At 48.2% G+C, this 20,069-nt stretch carries 17 protein-coding genes; 5 read left to right on the top strand and 12 right to left on the bottom strand.

Annotated elements, in window-relative coordinates; all coding sequences use genetic code 11:
- Positions 1-160 precede the first annotated feature (160 nt).
- A complete protein-coding gene (locus NDI42_RS13165; RefSeq protein ID WP_190459329.1) occupies positions 161-1,285 on the bottom strand; it encodes an aldo/keto reductase in 1,125 nt (374 codons plus the stop codon).
- A 120-nt stretch (positions 1,286-1,405) separates the two neighbouring features.
- Entirely contained in the window at positions 1,406-1,900 is a 495-nt protein-coding gene (locus NDI42_RS13160) for a bifunctional nuclease family protein (protein ID WP_190426754.1), read from the bottom strand.
- 355 nt (positions 1,901-2,255) lie between these two features.
- Between NDI42_RS13160 and NDI42_RS13155 the strand changes: the two genes are divergently transcribed.
- The gene (locus NDI42_RS13155; RefSeq protein WP_190459327.1) at positions 2,256-2,942 is read left to right on the top strand and encodes a riboflavin synthase; all 687 of its coding nucleotides are present in this window, start codon (positions 2,256-2,258) and stop codon (positions 2,940-2,942) included.
- A 102-nt stretch (positions 2,943-3,044) separates the two neighbouring features.
- Here NDI42_RS13155 and NDI42_RS13150 read toward each other — a convergent pair whose 3' ends face one another.
- Positions 3,045-4,817 (bottom strand): M23 family metallopeptidase, encoded by a 1,773-nt coding sequence (locus NDI42_RS13150; RefSeq protein WP_242017831.1) that lies wholly within the window; start codon positions 4,815-4,817, stop codon positions 3,045-3,047.
- A gap of 82 nt (positions 4,818-4,899) precedes the next feature.
- Positions 4,900-5,679, bottom strand: coding sequence for a biotin--[acetyl-CoA-carboxylase] ligase (locus NDI42_RS13145; RefSeq protein WP_190459324.1), 780 nt, complete (start codon positions 5,677-5,679; stop codon positions 4,900-4,902).
- A gap of 272 nt (positions 5,680-5,951) precedes the next feature.
- On the opposite strand from NDI42_RS13145, the gene pgeF reads away from it, so the two are divergent.
- On the top strand, positions 5,952-6,782 hold the full coding sequence (gene pgeF, locus NDI42_RS13140) for a peptidoglycan editing factor PgeF (RefSeq protein ID WP_190459341.1): 831 nt from the start codon (positions 5,952-5,954) through the stop codon (positions 6,780-6,782).
- Positions 6,783-7,043: 261 nt separating this feature from the next.
- Here pgeF and NDI42_RS13135 read toward each other — a convergent pair whose 3' ends face one another.
- The 4 genes from NDI42_RS13135 to groES form a co-directional block, all read right to left on the bottom strand.
- Positions 7,044-9,632, bottom strand: coding sequence for a hypothetical protein (locus NDI42_RS13135; RefSeq protein WP_190459323.1), 2,589 nt, complete (start codon positions 9,630-9,632; stop codon positions 7,044-7,046).
- Positions 9,633-9,970: 338 nt separating this feature from the next.
- Positions 9,971-12,082, bottom strand: coding sequence for an iron uptake porin (locus NDI42_RS13130; protein WP_199311399.1), 2,112 nt, complete (start codon positions 12,080-12,082; stop codon positions 9,971-9,973).
- 606 nt (positions 12,083-12,688) lie between these two features.
- The gene (gene groL / locus NDI42_RS13125; RefSeq protein WP_190426784.1) at positions 12,689-14,332 is read right to left on the bottom strand and encodes a chaperonin GroEL; all 1,644 of its coding nucleotides are present in this window, start codon (positions 14,330-14,332) and stop codon (positions 12,689-12,691) included.
- 79 nt (positions 14,333-14,411) lie between these two features.
- Positions 14,412-14,723, bottom strand: a complete 312-nt coding sequence (gene groES / locus NDI42_RS13120) for a co-chaperone GroES (protein WP_190441269.1) — start codon at positions 14,721-14,723, stop codon at positions 14,412-14,414.
- Positions 14,724-15,051: 328 nt separating this feature from the next.
- Between groES and NDI42_RS13115 the strand changes: the two genes are divergently transcribed.
- Entirely contained in the window at positions 15,052-15,504 is a 453-nt protein-coding gene (locus NDI42_RS13115; RefSeq protein WP_190459318.1) for a (2Fe-2S) ferredoxin domain-containing protein, read from the top strand.
- 205 nt (positions 15,505-15,709) lie between these two features.
- A complete protein-coding gene (locus NDI42_RS13110) occupies positions 15,710-16,357 on the top strand; it encodes a response regulator transcription factor (RefSeq protein WP_190426791.1) in 648 nt (215 codons plus the stop codon).
- Between the two features lie 64 nt (positions 16,358-16,421).
- Here NDI42_RS13110 and NDI42_RS13105 read toward each other — a convergent pair whose 3' ends face one another.
- From NDI42_RS13105 to NDI42_RS13090, 4 genes are all read right to left on the bottom strand, one after another.
- Positions 16,422-16,733, bottom strand: coding sequence for an NIL domain-containing protein (locus NDI42_RS13105; protein ID WP_190459317.1), 312 nt, complete (start codon positions 16,731-16,733; stop codon positions 16,422-16,424).
- 15 nt (positions 16,734-16,748) lie between these two features.
- The gene (gene cysW, locus NDI42_RS13100; protein ID WP_190459315.1) at positions 16,749-17,630 is read right to left on the bottom strand and encodes a sulfate ABC transporter permease subunit CysW; all 882 of its coding nucleotides are present in this window, start codon (positions 17,628-17,630) and stop codon (positions 16,749-16,751) included.
- Complete coding sequence (gene cysT / locus NDI42_RS13095) at positions 17,620-18,477, bottom strand: sulfate ABC transporter permease subunit CysT (protein WP_190459313.1); 858 nt, start codon at positions 18,475-18,477, stop codon at positions 17,620-17,622. The genes cysW and cysT overlap by 11 nt, the downstream gene beginning before the upstream one ends.
- A 184-nt stretch (positions 18,478-18,661) precedes the next feature.
- Positions 18,662-19,783: a sulfate ABC transporter substrate-binding protein gene (locus NDI42_RS13090; protein WP_190459311.1), complete on the bottom strand. Its 1,122-nt coding sequence runs from the start codon at positions 19,781-19,783 to the stop codon at positions 18,662-18,664.
- On the opposite strand from NDI42_RS13090, the gene NDI42_RS13085 reads away from it, so the two are divergent.
- On the top strand, positions 19,782-20,036 hold the full coding sequence (locus NDI42_RS13085) for a hypothetical protein (RefSeq protein ID WP_348231409.1): 255 nt from the start codon (positions 19,782-19,784) through the stop codon (positions 20,034-20,036). The genes NDI42_RS13090 and NDI42_RS13085 overlap by 2 nt on opposite strands.
- The last annotated feature ends 33 nt before the right edge of the window (positions 20,037-20,069 follow it).

Raw genomic sequence — 20,069 nt, 5'->3', positions numbered from 1 at the left:
TTATTTAATTCAACCTTGGAGACGTTTCTGCTATAGACAAAATTCGGCTTTGCTGAATGGAAAGAATCTATTTAGGGACTCGTGTACTGGGGACTGGGGACTAGGAAGCTTTCCCGAAGTCTACCCAATCCCTAATCCCCAATCCCCAATCCGATGATAGTTATTCCCAAAGCCGACGGCCAGCTTTCCCATTGAGACGCTGGTGCGAGTCTCGCAAAAGGGCTGGGATGTCCAGATTTTGGGGACAATGGGGCAGACAATCACCACAGTCGGTGCAGCGATCGCCTTTGCTTCCCCAAAACCAGTGGCCTGCGTTTTCAAACATCCGGTAGCGGTATTTACCATACTCGGTCATGTTGTAAGCAACAGCTAAATTACGCAGCCGCAACACTTCCGGGATATTGATATTTTCTGGGCAAGGTAAGCAGGCGTAGCATTGGCTACACAGGTCAGTGGAGAGAGTCTTTACTAAATGAGTCTCCAAGCGCCCAAAAACTTCAACTTCCGCCTGGGTGAGAAATTCATCGCCCTCAGCCACAGTCAAAGGCTCCCTCAGTTCCTCTGGGTTAGCTGCACCTATACTGAGGGTGGTAATCCGGCGATCGCTTAATAAAAATTTGTAATTTAGCTCCAGTGGCGAGAAAGGTTGACACAGATGTTTCAGGGTTTCTGGTGGAGTGTAGAGTTGTCCTCCTTTATCCGCTGGCGAAATAATAAAAACGCCCATATCCTTTTTGTGAGCTAACTCAACCGCTGGAGCATTGTGCTGAAAGAAGTAGTAATAGTGCAGGTTAACAAATTCAAACAGGTCGGTGTTAATCGCCGCCAGAATGACCTCCAGCGGTGCGTGAGTAGAAAAACCAACGTGTCGGACGCGATCGCTTTTTACGGCTTCTGCTACCGCCTGCATAGAGCCGGACTGCACCCAGTCCAGATGTTCCCAAGTATTAATGCCATGAATTGCCAGACAATCCACGTAGTCCAGCTGTAGTCTCAACAGGGACTCGTCGATGTACTGACGCATAGTATCAACGTCAGGTGTCGGCGGAATTTTGGTAGTGATGTAAAGCTGCTCTCGCGACAGAGGTAATCCAGCTTTTAAGGCAGCACCAAGATACTGCTCGCTTTTGCCATAACCTCTAGCCGTTTCTAAGTGATTAATTCCTAAAGAAACAGCCTGCTGTACTGTCTGGCGTGCATTTTCTTCAGAAGCCAGACAGCGCATAGTTCCTATAGAAAACACCGATAGTGGTAGATTCGTTTTTCCAAACCGCCGATAACGCATATCAATTTTGGATTTTAAATTTTGGATTTTGGATTAAATAGCGCCTAGTCAAGCCTATGAATCTTTACTTGGAGGCTAGATGCCCCAATTCTTCAATCTAAAATCCAAAATTAAAAATTGCTACTCGCTCAAACCTCCTCGCTGAATCAAATCCTCTGGTCGGAGCTTGGAGACAAAATCTCGGAAGGCTCGACGTTCTGCTTCGTCAGCATCGCGGTCAACGGGAATTGAGGCATCGGCAACGACTTCTTCCATCACCCAGATGGGACTATCAGTGCGGATGGCAACAGCGATCGCATCGCTAGGACGAGCATCAATCTCCTTTTTTACCTCACCTTGGCGAACGCTCAGGATCGCGTAAAATGTATTGTCCTGAAGCGAGTGAATAATGATTCTCTCCAGAGTCATATTCCACGCTTCTAAAATATTGACAATCAAATCGTGAGTGAGAGGGCGGGGAGGAGTCTGTTTTTCCAAAGCACTGATAATTGCCTTTGCCTGATCTTGTCCAATGTAGATTGGCAATGCCCGTCGCTCCGAAGCATCTTTGAGCAATACTATCGGACTGCGCGTGACGGCATCTAATGCAATTCCAGCAACTCTCATTTCAATCATCAGCTTGGCCTCTAGAACACGGTAGGCGTCGGGGTGGGTAAAGCAAAGCTATAAACTGGTATTAGACGGATCTGGGATTTAACAAATACGCTTGCGGTTCTAATCACCTTACCAAGCGACGGTACAACCAGCTGTGAAGACTTGGTTAAGTTGGGATCAACCAAGCTGTATTTCCCAGTATGCCGCAGTCTTAGGTCGATTGGGCTGGGAATTTTACTAAAAAATATAGACCTCGTATTGTCCGTTGCTAATTGCTAACTGCTGATGGCTAACTGCTAATTGTTTTGAAACAATTAGCAGTTAGCCATTAGCCAGAGACTAATCACCGTTATTTACCTAATTTCAGCGAAAAATAGTGTTTACCGGATTAATTCAAGCATTGGGAACCATGTATCCCTTGGGAGAAGACCGCTTTGAGCTTTCAGCCCTTGGAGATGCCTCCCAGATGATTTTACCGACTCTTGCCATCGGTGACAGTGTGGCAGTTGATGGCGTTTGTCTGACGGTTGAGGAGATTTTGCCCGAAGGTTTTGTGGCAGCCGCTTCTCCGGAAACTCTCAAACGCACAACTTTGGGGCAGCGACAGCAAGCCGCCGCCTATGTGAATTTAGAAACGTCTCTACGGGTTGGCAGCAAGCTGGGGGGGCATTTTGTGACTGGCCACGTAGACGGAATTGGCTATTTAAAGGAATCTTTACAAACCTCTAACTCTTGGGAGATGCGCTTTGCGGCACCTGCGGGAGTTGCACGGTACATCATCCCCAAAGGCAGCATTGCTGTCAATGGGGTGAGTCTGACGGTGGCAGATTGCGACCAGGCTGGCAGCTGGTTTACGGTTGCTGTAATTCCTCACAGTTATGCCGAGACGAATCTTGCTTATTTACAGACTGGCGGTTTGGTAAATTTGGAAGCCGATATTCTGGGCAAATATGTAGAAAAATTTCTGCGTAATCCAGCTATTGCGGTTGAGGAAGAGACACCCGCTACTGTTGGTTTGCATAATATCACACCCTCATTCTTGGCAGAACACGGATATCTGTGAAAGGGTGTAGCTGTGTTTTCCGAATCTTGGAGCAAGACAAGTCAAAGGCAAAAAAGAGAAAAAATATTAATTTTTTGCCTTTGACTTTTACGTTTTGCCTTCTTAACTGTCTGGTTGCATTGTTTGAGGGGTTGTTTGAGGAGTTGTTTGAGGGGTTGTTTGAGGGGTTGTTTGAGGAGTTGTTTGAGGGGTTGTTTGAGGAGGTGCCTGGGCTACTTGTAAGGCTTTGATCAGTTGCGCCAAACCATACTCTAGTTGAGCGCCTGAGTTCATCGCCGTCCAGCCTGACTCGGTTAACTGGCGGACTTCAAAGTGGAGATGGGGGCCTGTGGAATTGCCAGTGCTGCCAACTCGCCCAATTACGGTTCCCTGTTCGATAACTTGACCTGGTTGGACAAGAATTTCTGAGAGGTGAGCGTAGAGGGTTTCTTGGGTTTCGTTGTGCTGGAGGACAATGGCTTGACCGTAACCGCCCATCCAGTCCGCGATCGCTACTCTACCAGCGTATGCTGCTAGAACTGGCGTTCCCATCGGTGCGCCCAGGTCAGTACCTGCGTGGAATCTGCGACTACCGGAAATCGGATGCACCCGCCAGCCAAACAGTGAGGTAATTGGTGCCGGAACCGCCAGTGGGAAAATTAAACTGGTGTTGCCGTTGCTCAAGCCTCGAAAAATGGTGGGGATTGGTGGCTTGTAACTGGGTATATTTTGTGGTGTGTATTCGCGTTCTGACTGGAAGTTGGAAGCGATCGCAGGCGCTGAGGAGGAAGTCCTGTTGCGACGGTAACGAGTGCGATTACTGCGATCGCGAATCGGGCCAATTTGCACAGGCCCGGCAGATGCCAACAGGGTTCCCCGGCGGTTATTGCGTTCTAGCCTAGATGCCAGACGAGAGCGCCGTAACCCGGAGCGGTTTCCTACAGCCCTGATAGCTTCTGTTACTTCAGCTCGATTCCCGGACTCTCTAGCCCTGATAGCTTGCCGTACCTCATTTCCGTAAGTTCTACGGCTTCTGGGAGAAGAAGCTAGGTTAGCGGTTACGCGATCGCGTCTTCTAGAGGCTACCCTACCACCACCACAAAGCCCGCCGGATAATCCCTCTCCGCTTTGTAAAACACTTTGGCATCCAGTTGAGCGTTCGGACAACACAACCTCAGGCGGTTCCTCATAAGAGGCACTAAGCTCCTCGCCTCCACTTGTCGCTCCAAGACTGTAATCTGTAGGATCGATGTAGTTATTGTTGTAGTCGCTGGATGCAATCTCTGGCTCCCCTGATGTGCTTGGTGCAAGCTTAGGAGGCTTCACATAAGAAATCGCATTTGGCTCCAACAAATTTGGGGCAGAAAGTTCTGGTTCTCTAGATACGGCAGTTGACTCCACTGCTGGTGCTGAGCGACGGCGGCGAACTACACTAGGCTCGGTGGCGGGTGAATAGCGGCGGCGGAAAGCAGCTGACGCTTGCTCTAATTCTGGTGCCAAACGGCGACGGCGGGAAGCAATTGGCTTTGGTGTTGAGCGGCGGCCGCGGGAAGCAACTGGCTTTTCTGAACGACGACGGGGAACTACACTAGGCTCTGACGCTGTTGGTGCCGAGCGACGACGGGGGACAATAGCCCGTTCTGGTTGTGCAATAGAGCGGCGACGTGCAGCCGGAGGTGCTGGCGGACGCGGCGAGTTTGACTCAAATCTTACAACAGGCGGTGCTTCTTGGGTTGTGGACGAGCCTATGTTGTCTATACTCGGATCGGTCTGGGCCACAACCCAGCCGCTGCTGATGACACCGATACCGCCAATCCAACTCAGTCCCTGCATCAGCACTTTACGGCGGCAGAATAAGCCAAACAAAGTACAACTAGGGTGGTTTCGCTCTTGCATTTGGGAATCACTCCTCATTTCACTGGCTCTCAATAGTTAAGTCTGGTAAGTCTTCACCCATTTCACCCTGGAGCTGGAAAAATCACCGTTCATAGCCCAGACTGATTGTACCGGGCTGGAGGCAAATTTCTTCGGCTGCGGCTCCTGAGTACAAGCGGACTCGCAGTTCGCCAGTAGGTGCGACTCCCACAACGACTCCAGAACGTCCGTTTACGATTACACAACGACCCTTGCTAGTGAGAAGCTCTAAGTAAGAGGGTAACAGAGTCTCTATCTGTTTCGGCGAGGCGTATTGGTATCCGGTAAAAATTCCCTGTAGAGTAATTGCTGCTAGACTTTCCAGGGATGAAATTACTTGTTGTGGCTGTTGTTCAAAGAATGATTGTAAATTAATTCCCGTTTCAGGTACTGGGTTAGCCCAGTTAATCCCTACGCCTACGACTGCTTTGGTAATTTTTCCCTGCTGTACTCTAGTTTCGGTGAGAATGCCGCCTAGTTTGCGTCCCCAAAGTATTAAATCGTTGGGCCATTTAATAAATACTGGGATGCTGTGACTACGTAATGCTGTGGCAATTCCCCAAGCACTGCATAAAGTCAGAAGAGCGCTATTTGTTGCTGGTAGGTTGGGAGCTAGGGCTAGGGATAGGTAAAGTCCACCGAGGCTTGATTGCCATTGACGACCCCACTGACCCCGCCCAGCAGTTTGTTCAAGAGCGATCGCTACCGTTCCCGGTTCTGCCCCTTGATCCATCAATTTCCAGACGGTTTGGTTGGTGGAGGGAAGTGTCTCAAATATATGATAGGAAAGCTTTAGAGGCACTTCCCCTACCGAGGCTTTCAGCCAATGTTGATTAAATGCCACATCTTAGACCAGTTGCAATAACCCGCCAGAGATTAAAATTTCTGGCTAATAGCCTTTAGTCCTCTTAAGAGGACTAAAGGCTGATTATATAAAGATTTCAGTCTATTTTAAGGGACTTTCGCTATTAGCCAAGAAATTTATTTCTTGGCTAGTTTTGAGGCTTATTGAGAATAGGGCAAGATGTCAATTAAATGCCGTTAATACAAAATCACTAATTGGTTACATAAGTTAGCATGATCTCACTGACATTTGAGGAGTGTTAACAGATGGCAATGCTTTCCCGCACCGATCTGAATTTGGGCGCAGGAGAATCGCAAAATCTTACTAATATCTGGAATTGGCATAATTGGGAAGGATTGCCCTATTTAACTTGTAGCTTGCTAAGAAACTGGCCTCACGGTTTTTTTACGCAACAATTTTCGCCGCGCTATCCGGCGGAATTAGTGGGGGTTTTACAGCCAGACGCTCAGGTTTATCGAGTTAAACAGGTGCATGGCAATGTTGTGATGACACCTTCCCAAATTGAAGAGGCTGCCGATTGTCAAGAGTTACCCCCGGCTGATGGGATTGTGACGGAACTTCCCCAGCAGTCGGTGTGGGTAGCAAGTGCTGATTGTACTCCGGTTTTAATTGCTGATACCCAAACGGGGCAGGTTGGGGCAGTTCATGCAGGTTGGCGCGGTACTGCTAGGAAAATTGTTCCGCAAGCGATCGCTCACCTTCTCGCAAACGGCTCTCAACTGCAAAATCTGCGTGTGGCGATGGGGCCTGCGATCACTGGTGAAGTCTATCAGCTGTCTGTTGATGTAGCGGCTGAAGTTGGGGCTAGTATCGTACCACAGCTAGACCCAGAAAAAGATTTAGAAGCAATTTTGGATGCCTTGCAGCAGTTGCCCAATTCGCCTCTGTTGCCAGATTCACAGCCAGGACGGGTGCGCTTGGATGTGCGGCGAGTCAACGAGTTACAACTAGAACAGATGGGAGTTAGTAGCGAACAAGTAAGCGTAGCACCTCACTGCACCTACCAGGAACCAGAATTTTTCTTCTCTTATCGGCGGGACAAGCTGAAAAAAGTTCAATGGTCAGGCATTGTTAGCATCTAGAGAGCCATAAAGCCTTGAGTTGTGCAGGCTTGGTTTGTTCGCCCTTGACTACTCTTCGGCAAGGCGAAGCGGCTACAGTCGTTAAGGCTACATAAACGAAAAAATCGCCTCCAGTTCATGACCTGGAGGCGATCGCTATATCACTTTTCTAACTCAAGTTAGCAGTACCCTAGTGTTGGCAACTCGTCTCCTGTTGCTAAGAGCGCGAGTTGCACGTTTTTCCTCAATTCAGAGCATCAGCATCCGATTGAGTGGTAGCTACTATTGACCTGTAGCGGGTAAGCCTGTGCTACCTGTACCTGTAGCTGGAGCTGATGTGCCTGTAGGGGCTGGAGCTGATGTGCCTGTAGGGGCTGGAGCTGGGGCTGTAGAAGCTCCGTTATCGTCGTCATCGTCACCGTCGTCATCGTCACCGTCGTCGTCACCTTGCTCAGTTGTGGTTGTGCCAGAAGGTGATGTAGTCGTCGGTGTGGTTGTGGTGCCGGTGGTAGGGGTTGTAGAGGTTCCGTTATCATCGTCGTCGTCGTTATCGTCGTCGTCGTTGTCGAAACCTTGGGGGTTAGAAACCTGAGTGGTCGGAATCTCATACAGACCAGTCATACCAGGGATGAGCTTACTTCCTGGTCCTACTTGCTGCCAAGCTTGCACCACCCGACCTTGGTCTTTCTTGTCTTTGTAATGACCGTAGGCGTTACCGCGACCGTTATTTTGGCGCTCAACCAGCAAAATGCGATCGTTACTACCGCGCTCAACGGATACGCTGACGCTGGTATTGCCGCCAGGGGCGAAAACGGGGTAGAGCCTTGAAGAACTGCTGATGAAAGCATTATTCAGGGCGATCAGGTTGATGGTTTGCTCGTTGTAAAGTGTGACAGTCGTGCCTGAGCCTGAGCCACTACCTGAGCCACTGCCACTAGCTGAGCCTGAGCCTGTGCCTGAACCTGAGCCTGAGCCTGTGCCTGTGCCTGTGCCGACACCTGAACCTGAACCTGAGCCTGAGCCTGAGCCTGTGCCTGTGCCTGTACCTGTACCGACACCAGTACCAGTACCTGTGCCTGAGCCTGAGCCTGTACCTGTACCTGTACCACTACCACTGCCGCCGCCGAAGCTGCCGCCGCCGCTGCCGAAGCTGCCGCCGCCGCCGAAGCTGAAGCTGCCGCCGCCACTGCTGTAGAAGTTATCGATGTTAACGTTATTGTTCAGGTTAATGGCGAATTGCTGGTTTTGGGAAGAGTAGAAGCCTGTGTTGTTGCTTGTATTTGCGCCAGCGCCATAGCTATAGCTGCTGTTGCCATAGTAGAAATTGTTGGTGGTGCTGCTAGCAGAAGCATCGTATGAAGCGAAGTTACTGGCGATCGCACCTACCTTGAATTGGGTACGACCCAGACTATCTCCCTTGGCTGTGAAACCATTAGAGCCATCTTGCTTAAATTCAAACTCAGTTCGGCTCTGCGGGCTTACATAGCTAACAGTGCTGCCACCTGTCACCGTGGTGATGCCAACACCTTCGCCTTTAACTTTAAAGTCGATCGGAGAAGTGTTAACGCCAGATGAAAGTTTCAGTTCGCGGATGTTAGATCCACCCAGTTGAATCTCAGCGCCATTGACGGTGCCTTCGACCGTGAATTTTTGGTTTCCCTCACCCTCAATTTTGAATTTGGTTTGGGCAGTATCGCTTTTGAAAGCTAGCTTGCTGTCGAAGCTTTGAGCGATCGTTGTGCTGCTAGTTGTGCTGTCGTCCCCAGTGCCGCCAGTGGTGGTGCCGCCTGTTGCTGTGGTGCCGCCAGTGGTGGTGCCGCCTGTTGCTGTGGTGGTGCCGCCAGTGGTGCCGCCTGTGGTGGTGCCGCCTGTGGTGGTGCCGCCTGTTGCTGTGGTGGTGCCGCCTGTTGTGGTGCCGCCTGTTGCTGTGGTGGTGCCGCCTGTTGTGGTGCCTGTATTGCTGCCAGTTGTGGTGGTGCCGCCAGTTGTGGTGCCGGTGCCTGTTGCTGTGGTGCCAGTTGCGGTGGTGCCAGTTGTGGTGCCGGTGCCGCCTGTGGTGGTGCCGCCTGTTGCTGTGGAAGTTGTACTAGGTTGCTCGGCAAAAGTGTTAGTTAAGGTTCCGAATCCTTTGCCCTCAATCTCGAATTTTGTTCGTTGCCCCACAACAACTGGAGGAACATTAGGAGTGTTGCCACTTCCGGCACTGAAACGAACAGTTGGAGGCAAAGCAATGGAACCCGAAGTCAGTTGTCCATTATAGGGACCAACTTGCAGGAACCCACTTCTAGAATTAAAGTTTGTCTGAGACTGAGTAGATAGCGTAATAGGTGCAACTGGTAGGAAAACAGGGGGAGCGTTACCTGCCACCTTAGGAGTAATCAACGAGCCTGTCAAAAAGGCATCGGTGGTAAAGGAATTTAGTTTGAAGTCTATTCTTGTCGGGACATTGGTGAACGGAACTAGAAAACCGTTAGATGTAGAGGCTATCCCAGATAAGCCGCCAAGCAAGGTAGCTTCGTCACCCGCCCCAGGAGTACCAACGTTGCCAGCACCCGTATCTTTGAAACTGGCTGCTTGCGGTTTGAAAGTAGCAGTGTTTGTGTTTCCGGAAGTGGTTTGAAGTTGAAGACTGTTGACGGTAGCATCAAACAGAACTGGAGCGTTAGGAGTGGAGCCTAATTGATTTTGTATCGTCGAAAAGAAGGCAGCTGTTCCTGCGACTGTACCACCTGTAATCTGAACCCTTTGGGCTTGTCCGCTTGTAGTTGTAGTCGAAGTAGCTTGTTGGGCTTGAGCGTTGGGGGCAAGAGCGATCGCTAAGCCTCCGGCTAGACCTAAACAAACAGCATACTTATTTGATTTAGCAATCATGTAAGGACTCCATCAGTGAGTGAATAACAATGTAAGGAACCGTTCTAGCCCAACTCGATACTCAACAAGGGAAAATAATTGCTTCTGGAATTCATCCTGAGCAAGCTCAGAACTAGAAGTAATAGAAAGTAATAAACAAGGTTTTGATCGGCATTTTAGGAATCGGGGGCGGGTATGACTGGGATAAAAACTTCAGTTCATACTGTCCTTTAGCCTTGCTGTGCCTTTCTTAAGTAGATGACGCTTTTATTACCAAACCTGTTCCCAGATTACTTAGAATTTTTTTTGGTTTTTTCAGGGCGACTTATAGTCGCCCTGAAAAACTCAACGCCCGTGACTTAGAAGGTAAAGGTAGTACGGATTGAGCCTATAGTTATGGTGTCGTTATCGTCGTTGTGAAGTGGATTAAACAGCACAATGACTCCAGGGGTAATGGTGATATTGTCGGTGACTCGCAAGCGGTAGAAAGCTTCTACATGAGTTGTGCTTGATGGCTGACCACCTTCCTCTCCGAGTCCACCTTTGCTAATAACGTCGGGATAGTTTCTTCCAGTAGGAAGATCGCTACTGGTAATCTTGGGAGGCTGACCAACATAAATCCCGCCGAGGTTGCCTTGACCAAACAAATCGGGGAAATTCAGGTAAGCCATCCAGTTCACTGTTTCCACAGTTCCCGATCCGACTTTTACATCTGAAGTTGTATAGCCTCCCCAACCGCCAAAAGTAATGCGAGGCGAGATTCGCCATTCTAGGCTGGCACCAAAGGCATTGGTACTAATCGGAGAACGACCCGACCCGCTAAAGATTCCGAAATCGACGATATCGTCGCCAACACCAGTATTCAATCTTCCAAACGGAGAGTAGGAGTTGACGTATTGCACGGCAACATCAATGTTATTTGTGGGCGAAACGACCAATTGCGCCCCGGCTGCGGTTTCTCCGTCATTTCCGCCAAAGATGCCGCCACGGAACGAATCTGCTGGACGGCTGGCTGAATAAACTGCCTGCAAGCTAAGGCGACTGCCAAGTTGCCAGTCAAAGCCTATGCCGCCGCGACCGCCAGTGTTAATAATCGGGTTGCGTTGGGCAAAGCGGGAAAGCGGCCCTTGACCAGCACTTTCTACACGATTAGCTCCCCGGAAGACGTTAACCGGGTTGACTCCCTCTGGCCCGACGATGAAGGCAAAGTTATTGCCGATCAGTTGGCGATAGGTGAGGTCACTCAACACCACGTCGTTACCTGTGTCTCCTTCATAACCCAGGAAAATCTGGTCGTTGAAGGTACGAGGGCCTGTATTGCCTGCTCCTGCTTGCAGTCCGGTCAGTAAGAGACTGCGAGGGCTGAACTGGGTAAACAGACTCAACTGTACGTTGCTAATGACATTGATATTTGTGTTCTGGTCTTCAAATCGCAGGTTAGACAGTTCAAAATCATTGTCATTGCGTCCCTGAACGCCGAAAACTGCTTGCCCAAACAGTTTTGTGGTGGTGGAGAACTGATTTGCTTCTAAGAATGCGGTGCGACCTTCCAGATTATCTACACGCGATCGCAATGTCGCAATTTCTGGCCCAAATTCATCCACTAACCGCCGCAAGGTCGCTAAATCCTCTTTGGTGGTGAAGTCTGCTGTGCTAGCAGCAATTAATTTCTCAATCTGTTGCAAGCAAGAATTCACACCAGCCGCAAATTCATAGCGGCTCAATGCTCTGTTGCCGCGAAATGTGCCGTCAGGATATCCTGCTATACAACCGTAGCGTTCTACTAGACTCCGCAGCGCTTCATACGCCCAATCTGTCGGTTGCACGTCGCGCAACTGGGAAATATTGGTAACTTGTCCCATTGGATCAGCTTCCGTTGCCTCTGGATCGCCCATTTCTAGAGGATCGGCGAGTGGCAAGGTCTGATCGCTGACATTTTCAGATGGCAACGCTTGTGCTTGCACTGAGTCTAGTGTTGTCTTAGCAGGAGTCGCCAAACTGCGAACATCTGTTTGGGTTTTCTCAACTGAAGTAGATGTAGTCTCTAAGCTCTGACCATTGCTGGCAGCAACAATGGGGGTATTGGTCAATGACAAATCAGCGGCATCGCTGGTTGTCGGTTGCGACTCGGCTTTGGCGGTAAGGGGCGCTATCTTCGCAGTAACTGTTGGTATTGTTGCTGGTGTTGCCTCGGCTTCTTGTGCTATTAGCGATAATTCCGCAGATGTGGAGACTTGAGCTGTCTCTTCAACTGGTATTGCAGTCGATGTTGACTCTGTTGTATACCCTGCCGTTGCTAAATCTGTAGATGCCGAGAATCCCTGATTTGAAGACTCGACTGTTTCAGCGATTGTAGCTGCGTTGACATCTGGTGCTGCTAAGCATGGGGCAATGCTAACTGCAAGCAAACCAAAGGCTGTAAATACTAGCGCTGAGGATGCTGTCTTCTCTATTCTTAAAGGGGATTTCACGGTCTCAAACTCCTCAAAACACACCATCTTTGCTCGGATTCTACACGAATTTTAGGTCAATTGCTAAGAAGGTTATTATTACTTTTTACAACTAAATTTTTTGAGGGTAAAGGTGACGTATACCTATAGCTAGATGTTCCAGAAGAATTCCGGAACTTTACCCGCATCACTTGAAGAGAGTATGTCATTTTTCAAGCGAAGACTTAAAGTGATTTTGTGCAACAAAGGTTTAAGGGGATCTACTTATTTAAAACTATTGGTTGAGCCAAATATGACAATTTTTTTAGATAAGCAAGTATATTTACTGAGATGATATTAGAAAAAGCGATCGCACAATAGGGAATATCTGTTTTCTGGCTTTGATTAATGGTTTCAGTTTTCAGATGGCTTTTGCCATTGTTATGCTTAGAATAGGTTGTCAAAAAAACACAGTTGTGGTTAGTCTTAGGGACTCGGAAATATAAACGCGATCGCTTTCTGTTCCTTTGCGCCCTATAGCGAAGATAGCTAATGCGTCTTTGCGGTTCAAACAAAAAAACAGCTGTCTCCACCAGGAAACAGCTGTTTTAATAATTGGGCGGGCAGAATGCCCACCCAAAGCGAGAATTAGTAGTCGAAGTCGCCGCCCATGCCAGCACCAGCACCAGCACCAGCACCAGCGCCATCCTTAGGCTCAGGCTTGTCAACCACGATACACTCAGTTGTCAGCACCATGCCAGCGATAGAAGCGGCATTTTGCAGAGCAGAACGAGTCACCTTAGCAGGGTCAACGATACCAGCTTCAAACATATCGACGAACTCATTGGTCGCCGCGTTGTAGCCAACGTTGAATTCTTTCTCTTTGACGCGCTCAGCAATGACAGCGCCATTCTGTCCGGCGTTTTCAGCAATCCGCTTCAGAGGAGCAGCCAAAGCACGAGAAACAATCATCGCACCTGTCAACTCTTCATTCTTCAGGTTGCCAGTTGCCCACTCTTCCAGTTGGGGAGTCAGGTGAGCCAGAGTTGTACCACCGCCAGGAACGATACCTTCTTCCACAGCAGCTTTAGTGGCGTTGATGGCATCTTCCAGACGCAGCTTCTTGTCCTTCATTTCCGTCTCAGTGGCAGCACCAACTTTGACTACTGCGACACCACCAGCAAGCTTAGCTAGACGCTCTTGCAGCTTCTCGCGGTCGTAGGAAGATTCGGTTTCATCCATTTGACGGCGGATTTGTTCGCAACGAGATTTAACAGCTTGTTCATTGCCTTCAGCAACAATTGTGGTGCTGTCTTTGGTCATGGTGACGCGACGGGCTTTACCCAGCATCTCCAAGCGGGTGTTTTCCAGCTTCAGACCAGCATCTTCGGTGATTAGCTGACCACCAGTGAGAACGGCGATGTCTTCGAGCATAGCTTTGCGGCGATCGCCAAAACCAGGAGCTTTGACAGCAACCACATTCAGCACACCCCGCAGTTTGTTGACTACCAAGGTTGCCAGAGCTTCTTTCTCGATGTCCTCGGCGATAATTACCAGAGGACGACCAGCACGAGCTACTTGCTCCAGCACTGGCACTAAGTCTTGTACTAGAGCGATTTTCTTATCGGTGATGAGCAGGAAAGGCTCATCCATGATCGCTTCCATCCGCTCCATGTCGGTAGCGAAGTAAGGAGAGATGTAGCCTTTGTCGAAGCGCATCCCTTCGGTGATTTCGAGTTCGGTGGTCATGGATTTCCCTTCTTCTAGGGAAATCACGCCTTCTTTACCCACTTTGTCCATTGCTTGGGCGATCATCTGCCCAACTTCATCGTCGTTACCAGCAGAGATAGCTCCGACTTGCGCGATCGCTTTGGAATCTTCTACCTGACGGGCGTGTTGAGCAATCTGCTCTACCAGGAAGCCAATAGCTTTGTCAATACCGCGCTTCAGGGAAATTGCATTGGCTCCAGCAGCAACGTTCCGCAACCCTTCTTTGACCATTGCGTGCGCGAGAACGGTGGCGGTGGTGGTGCCATCACCAGCAGCATCATTGGTTTTGGAAGCAGCTTGACGAATCAGCGCCACGCCAGTATTTTCTACGTGGTCTTCTAGTTCAATTTCTTTGGCGATAGTGACACCATCGTTAACGATTTGCGGTGCGCCAAACTTCTTCTCAAGCACTACGTTACGGCCTTTGGGGCCGAGGGTGACAGCTACGGCTTCTGCCAAAATGTCCATTCCCTTTTCTAGGGCGCGACGAGCGTTTTCGTTGTAAATGATGCGCTTAGCCATATATTTCCAGGTTCTTGGTGAGTATGTGAATTTTGATCTTTAAACAGCTAATTGCGATTAGCCATTAGCCATTAGCTATTTAGTTAACTACGGCTAAAATGTCTTTCTCTGACAGCAGGACGTACTCTTCTGTGCCAAGTTTGATGTCTGTGCCAGCGTACTTGGAGTAGAGAACTTTGTCGCCGACGTTGACTTCCATCTCAACACGAGCGCCTTTATCATCGCGCTTGCCAGGGCCCACAGCGACTACTTCGCCGACTTGGGGTTTTTCTTTGGCGTTGTCTGGCAGAAGAATTCCACCAGCGGTTTTCTCTTCAGCGGCGCTCACTTTTACAAATACGCGATCGCCTAGAGGCTTAACGGTGGATACACTCAGAGATACAGCAGCCATACAAATAAAACTCCTACAACAGGTTTGATATCTAAACGCGATGTTCCTCGCGTTCTAAATTTAGCACTCTCGGCTCCTGAGTGCTAATTTAGCGGAGTAAGGTGTGCGATCGCAAGCAAGTTCTGCAAAATTGTGTGTACGGGTTTCCGAACAAAGATGGGAACTGGGGAAGAGGTGAGGAGGTAAGTCAAAGGAAAAAGTCAAGAATTCTTTTTTTGCATGAGAGCTTTTTCCTTTTCTGCCGCCAGTCTGCTAAAAGAAAAGTTGGAACTGCCAACGTATTGTCAAAGACGCGAAAAGCAAGAGTTTGCCTAAGAAAGAAGTAAAAATGACTGAAAATACAGTAGCTCAATCTGAAGCCCAGATTCTAGACACCTGTAAGCCACAAGACCAAGATGGTATCCTTGCGTGTGTTCAGAGCTTAGGACTCAATCAAATTCAAAAACACATCTTCATATGTGCTGACCAGACTTTAGCTCAATGCTGTTCCAAGGAAGCCAGCCTAGAATCGTGGAATTACTTAAAGCGTCGCCTCAAAGAGTTAAAAATTGACAAACCCACCGAAACTCGCCCCACCTGCATTTTCCGCACCAAAGCCAACTGCTTGCGAGTTTGCGCCTCTGGCCCAATTCTAGTCGTCTACCCAGACGGCGTATGGTATCGCGGGGCGACTCCGGAAGTAATAGAGCGGATTATCCAAGAGCATCTTATTGGCAACAAAATTGTACAAGAATATGCTTTTTTAGTTCATCCGCTACCAGAACCCTATACAGTAACATAGTAGCTACGTTATATTCTTCCGTATACCTACTAGATCCTTATCGTTGCTACCCATGTAAGTGAGTATAATTATTTGGTTATAAACAGGATTTAGCATTTGTCTAGACCTAGTACAAACCAATACAGCAGGGTGTGCGAAATAACGTAGAGTCTACTTAGAATACGGTTGTAAAATTCACGAATCCAGGCTTGGCGAGTGGGACACCATGAAAGACACCAGTGTAAGAGATAACAAACGACTGTTGCTGATTGATGATGACCCCAACCTGATTTTGCTGGTCAAGGACTACCTGGAGTTTCGAGGGTACGAGGTGATCACTGCGGAAAACGGTCGGGAAGCTCTAGAGGTTCTAGAACAGGACATTCCTGACATGATCATCTGCGATGTGATGATGCCGGAAATGGACGGAATTGCCCTCGTACAACACGTAAGGGAAGACCCCCGTATCAGTTGGATTCCAGTTTTGTTCCTTTCCGCGAAAGGTCAAAGTCAAGATCGGGTGAAGGGACTTAACACCGGGGCTGATGTCTACATGGTGAAGCCATTTGAGCCGGAAGAATTGGTGGCGCAAGTGGAATCGTCCCTTAAGCAAGCCACTCGCCTAATTCATCATCCAAGTCGAGGAACCGAGGGAGGATCAAAACTTCAGGTACCTGAAACCGTAGAATTAACGCCGACTGAGCTAAAAGTTGTTCAGTTTGTGGCACGAGGTATGGCAAATCGAGAAATTGCCGAGCAGATGAATGTCTCTCAGCGCACGATTGAAAGCCATGTGTCCAATATGCTAGGTAAAACCAGTCTCCATAACCGCACGGAGTTAGCTCGGTGGGCAATTGAGAGTAACATGGCGTAAGTCGATTTGGGATTTTAGATTTTGGATTCTAGATTATTAATCCAAAATCTAAAATCCCAAATTGTTACCAGCCCTCTTCTTCTTTATCTGATTTTCTCCAAATTTCTAAATCCATTTCATCCAGGTAGGTGAGGGCGCTTTGAAGCTGGCGAGTTGTCCCTATCAGTTCCAAGTCAAACCAGCCATCATCTCTGGCATTTGCGCCTAGTAAAGCGGCGGCAATATTCACTGTGACACCGTGGTGAGAAATTAGGCGGGAGATGACTGGTTCTTCCTGGTATTCCTTGGGGATGCGGATTCTGACCCTAGTTTTAGTGAGTCGATTATCTTCGGGTGCGGTAGTTGAATTCGCTGTCAATTCATTTGTGCTGTGCATAATTATTAACGTCTCCTATTCAACATCTTCGATACGGGTTTTACGCTCTAAAATTTCTTTTAGAACGAGGGTGACTAATGCCAAACCACCAAGCAGTACGGCGGCGGAGAATGCTGATTGAGTTTGATATTGCTTGTAGGCTTCCTCGACAAATAAGGGCAGGGTTTGAGTTTTGCCAGTAATGTTGCCAGACACAACTGAAACAGCACCAAATTCGCCCATGACTCGCGCATTGGTCAAAATGACGCCGTAGAGTAAACCCCAGCGAATATTAGGTAGGGTGACGCGCCAGAATATTTGCCAGTCACTGGCACCCAAAGTTTTAGCAGCTTCTTCCTGATCGGAACCTGCTTCTTCTAATACGGGAATTACTTCGCGGGCGACAAATGGCATAGTGATAAATGCACTTGCCAGCACCATTGCGGGCATAGCAAAAATAATTTTAATGTTTGCTGCTCCTAACATTGGCCCAAACCAGCCATTTCGCCCGTAGAGGAGGACAATCATTAAACCTGCGACGACAGGGGAGACTGCGAAAGGTATATCTAAAAGGCTAATGACAAAGGCTCGTCCCCGAAATTGATGTCGTGCGATCGCCCAAGCTGCACACAGCCCAAAAACTGTATTAATCGGCACGACAATTAGGGCAATCAAAACTGTGAGCTTTACGGCATGGAGAAAACCAGGTTCTGCTAGGTTGTGGAAGAAGGGCGCGATTCCTTCTCTAAATGCTTGTATAAAGACGTTGAAAGCGGGGATGAATAAGATTAAAGCTAAGTAAGCGATCGCTAAACCAATCAAAGCGAACTTTACCCAGCCTTGCTCCTTTTTTGGTGAAGATAATTGGGCATCCCCTGAACCTGGATTAAAAGACTTTCCTGCTAAATTAGAGTTCATAACGTCGTCCCCAAGCTTGTAAAAGGTTAATTGCTACAAGTACCAACAGGGAAATTCCTAACAGGACGGTGCCAATCACAGTAGCTCCAGCATAGTCATACTGCTCTAATCTCTGAATAATTAGCACTGATGAAATTAAGTCCTTAAATGGAACGTTGGCAGCTACAATTACAATCGAACCGTATTCGCCAACAGCGCGGGAAAATCCTAGTGCCACGCCTGTCAAAATTGCTGGTAATAAAGGTGGCAAAACAACGCGCCAAAATGTCTGCCATTTAGATGCACCTAAAGACCAAGCTGCTTCTTCGATTTCTTTTTCCATTTCCTGCAACACAGGCTGCAAAGTTCGCACTACGAAAGGCAAGGAAATAAATAGCATCGCTACTCCCACGCCCAAACGAGTAAATGCTACTTTAATTCCTAAAGGTGCCAGCAGAGAACCAAGCCAGCCGTTATCGCTGTAAACGGTTGCTAAGGTTAAACCTGCTACTGAAGTAGGCAAAGCAAAAGGCAGATCAATGGCAGCATCAATTACGCGCTTGAATGGGAAATCGTACCTAACTAAAATCCAAGCAATTAAAACGCCAAAAACACCATTTATCAATGCAGCAATGAATGCTGTAATGAAGGTGACATCGTAGGTGGCAAGTGCAACTGGAGTGGTGGCAATTTTCCAAAAATCAATTGCTCCTACTGTTGTTGCTTTCAGCATCAGTGCCGCCACAGGCAAGAATAACATTATGGTGAGATAACCTAATGTTATTCGCCAAGGCCAAGAAACTTTGCTGAGCTGGTGAAATGGGTTTTTGCGAATGCGATCGCGTTGAGGAGGAGCGGATACAGCCATATTTTGAAGAATGAAGATATAGGTTTAGGATGAATCGAGGCAGAGCCTCTATTTTCTCGTTACTCAGCTTACGGATAGTAAGGAGGGGAGTCATTTCTCGTTTCCAGGATCAACCTGGAAACGAGCTTAGGGAGGCTGAGCCTCCCCTAACAGAAGGGGGGCATTTGATTAAGAAATCAGCATTTTATTTGCTGCCAGCCTGAATTTTGTCAAAGATTGCTCCATCTTCAAAAAACTTCTGCTGGATATCATCCCAACCACCCATATCTTGAGCAGTAAATAGGGTTTTAACTGGGGGATATTGGTTAGCCACTTCTTTTTCTACAGTGGTGTCAACTGGTCGGAATCCTACTTTGGCAAATTCTCGTTGAGCTGCTGGTGTAAACAGAAACTTGACGAAGGCTTCAGCCGCTTCCCGATTTCCATGTTTATCGACGTTTTTATCTACAACAGCAACAGGGTTGTCAATAGAAATATTAACGTCGGGTACTACATAAGGCAGTTCTTGGCCATTCTGCTTAGCCAAAAGCACCTCGTTTTCGTAGTTGATTAAAACATCTCCTTGACCTTGCTTGAAAAATACATCGCTGGCTTCACGCGCATCTCTGGGTAGCACGGGAACGTTTTTAAAAACTTTGGTGGTGTAATCGAGTGCTTTAGCATCGTCACCCCCAGCTTGGGTTATGGAACCCCACAAACCTAAGAAATTCCACCTCGCGCCGCCAGAAGTTTTTGGGTTAGCTGTAATTACTGCTACGCCATCTTTTGCTAAATCTGCCCAAGTTTTAATTGCTTTAGGATTGCCTTTACGAGTAACCAAAGCGGCGACAGATTTATGCACGATCGCATTGTTGGGAGCTTCTGTTTCCCAACCTGGTTGAATTAGTCCCGCTTTCTCAATTTTCTTGGTGTCCAGCGCTAATGCCAAGGCGACGACATCGGCTTCTAAACCATCAACTACAGCACGAGTTTGGGAACCAGATCCACCGTAACTTTGGTTGAAGGTGACGTTCTGGTTTTTCTCCTGTTTCCACGCTTGTTGGAACTGGGGAATAATTTTCTCGTAGGCGGCGCGGGTGACGGCGTAGGAGACGAGGGTTAGTTGTACATCGCCAGTTTTGGCAGCTGGGCTGGAACCGCCAGCGGTTGTTGTCGGCGAATTAGAGCTGTTGGGGGAGCAAGATGCGATCGCTACACTCAAACTCACCCCCACTAGGAACAAAGATACAAAATTCCTAGATTTTAGTTCAAGCCACCTTCTAGTTTTCGATGCTATCGGCTGAGTCACCTGTTGCCACAGACCCATGAAACGTTCTCCTATAATCTCCGGTTACTCTGTCGGGATACCGTACTTAAGTTGTTATATCTTACAGCATCTAGGAGAAACTGGGGAGTGCGAAGCGCCGCTTGTGCTAAATATTTTTCCAGCTGTTATCTTCGCTGCACACGTAACGGTATACGCGATCGCTAGGCTTGAGAATTCGATTGAACCTAGTGTTAGCTTGGCAAGGCTTTTTTATAAAAATTTACAAGCTTCCGTCGCAATTAGGTTTTTGTAACTGATGCGATAAAATTTGAACTTAATTAATAAA

Origin of the sequence: Funiculus sociatus GB2-C1 (genome assembly GCF_039962115.1) — a bacterium.
In the GTDB taxonomy this organism is placed as follows: Bacteria; Cyanobacteriota; Cyanobacteriia; order Cyanobacteriales; family FACHB-T130; genus Funiculus; species Funiculus sociatus.
This window is presented reverse-complemented; position numbering and strand designations above follow the sequence as displayed.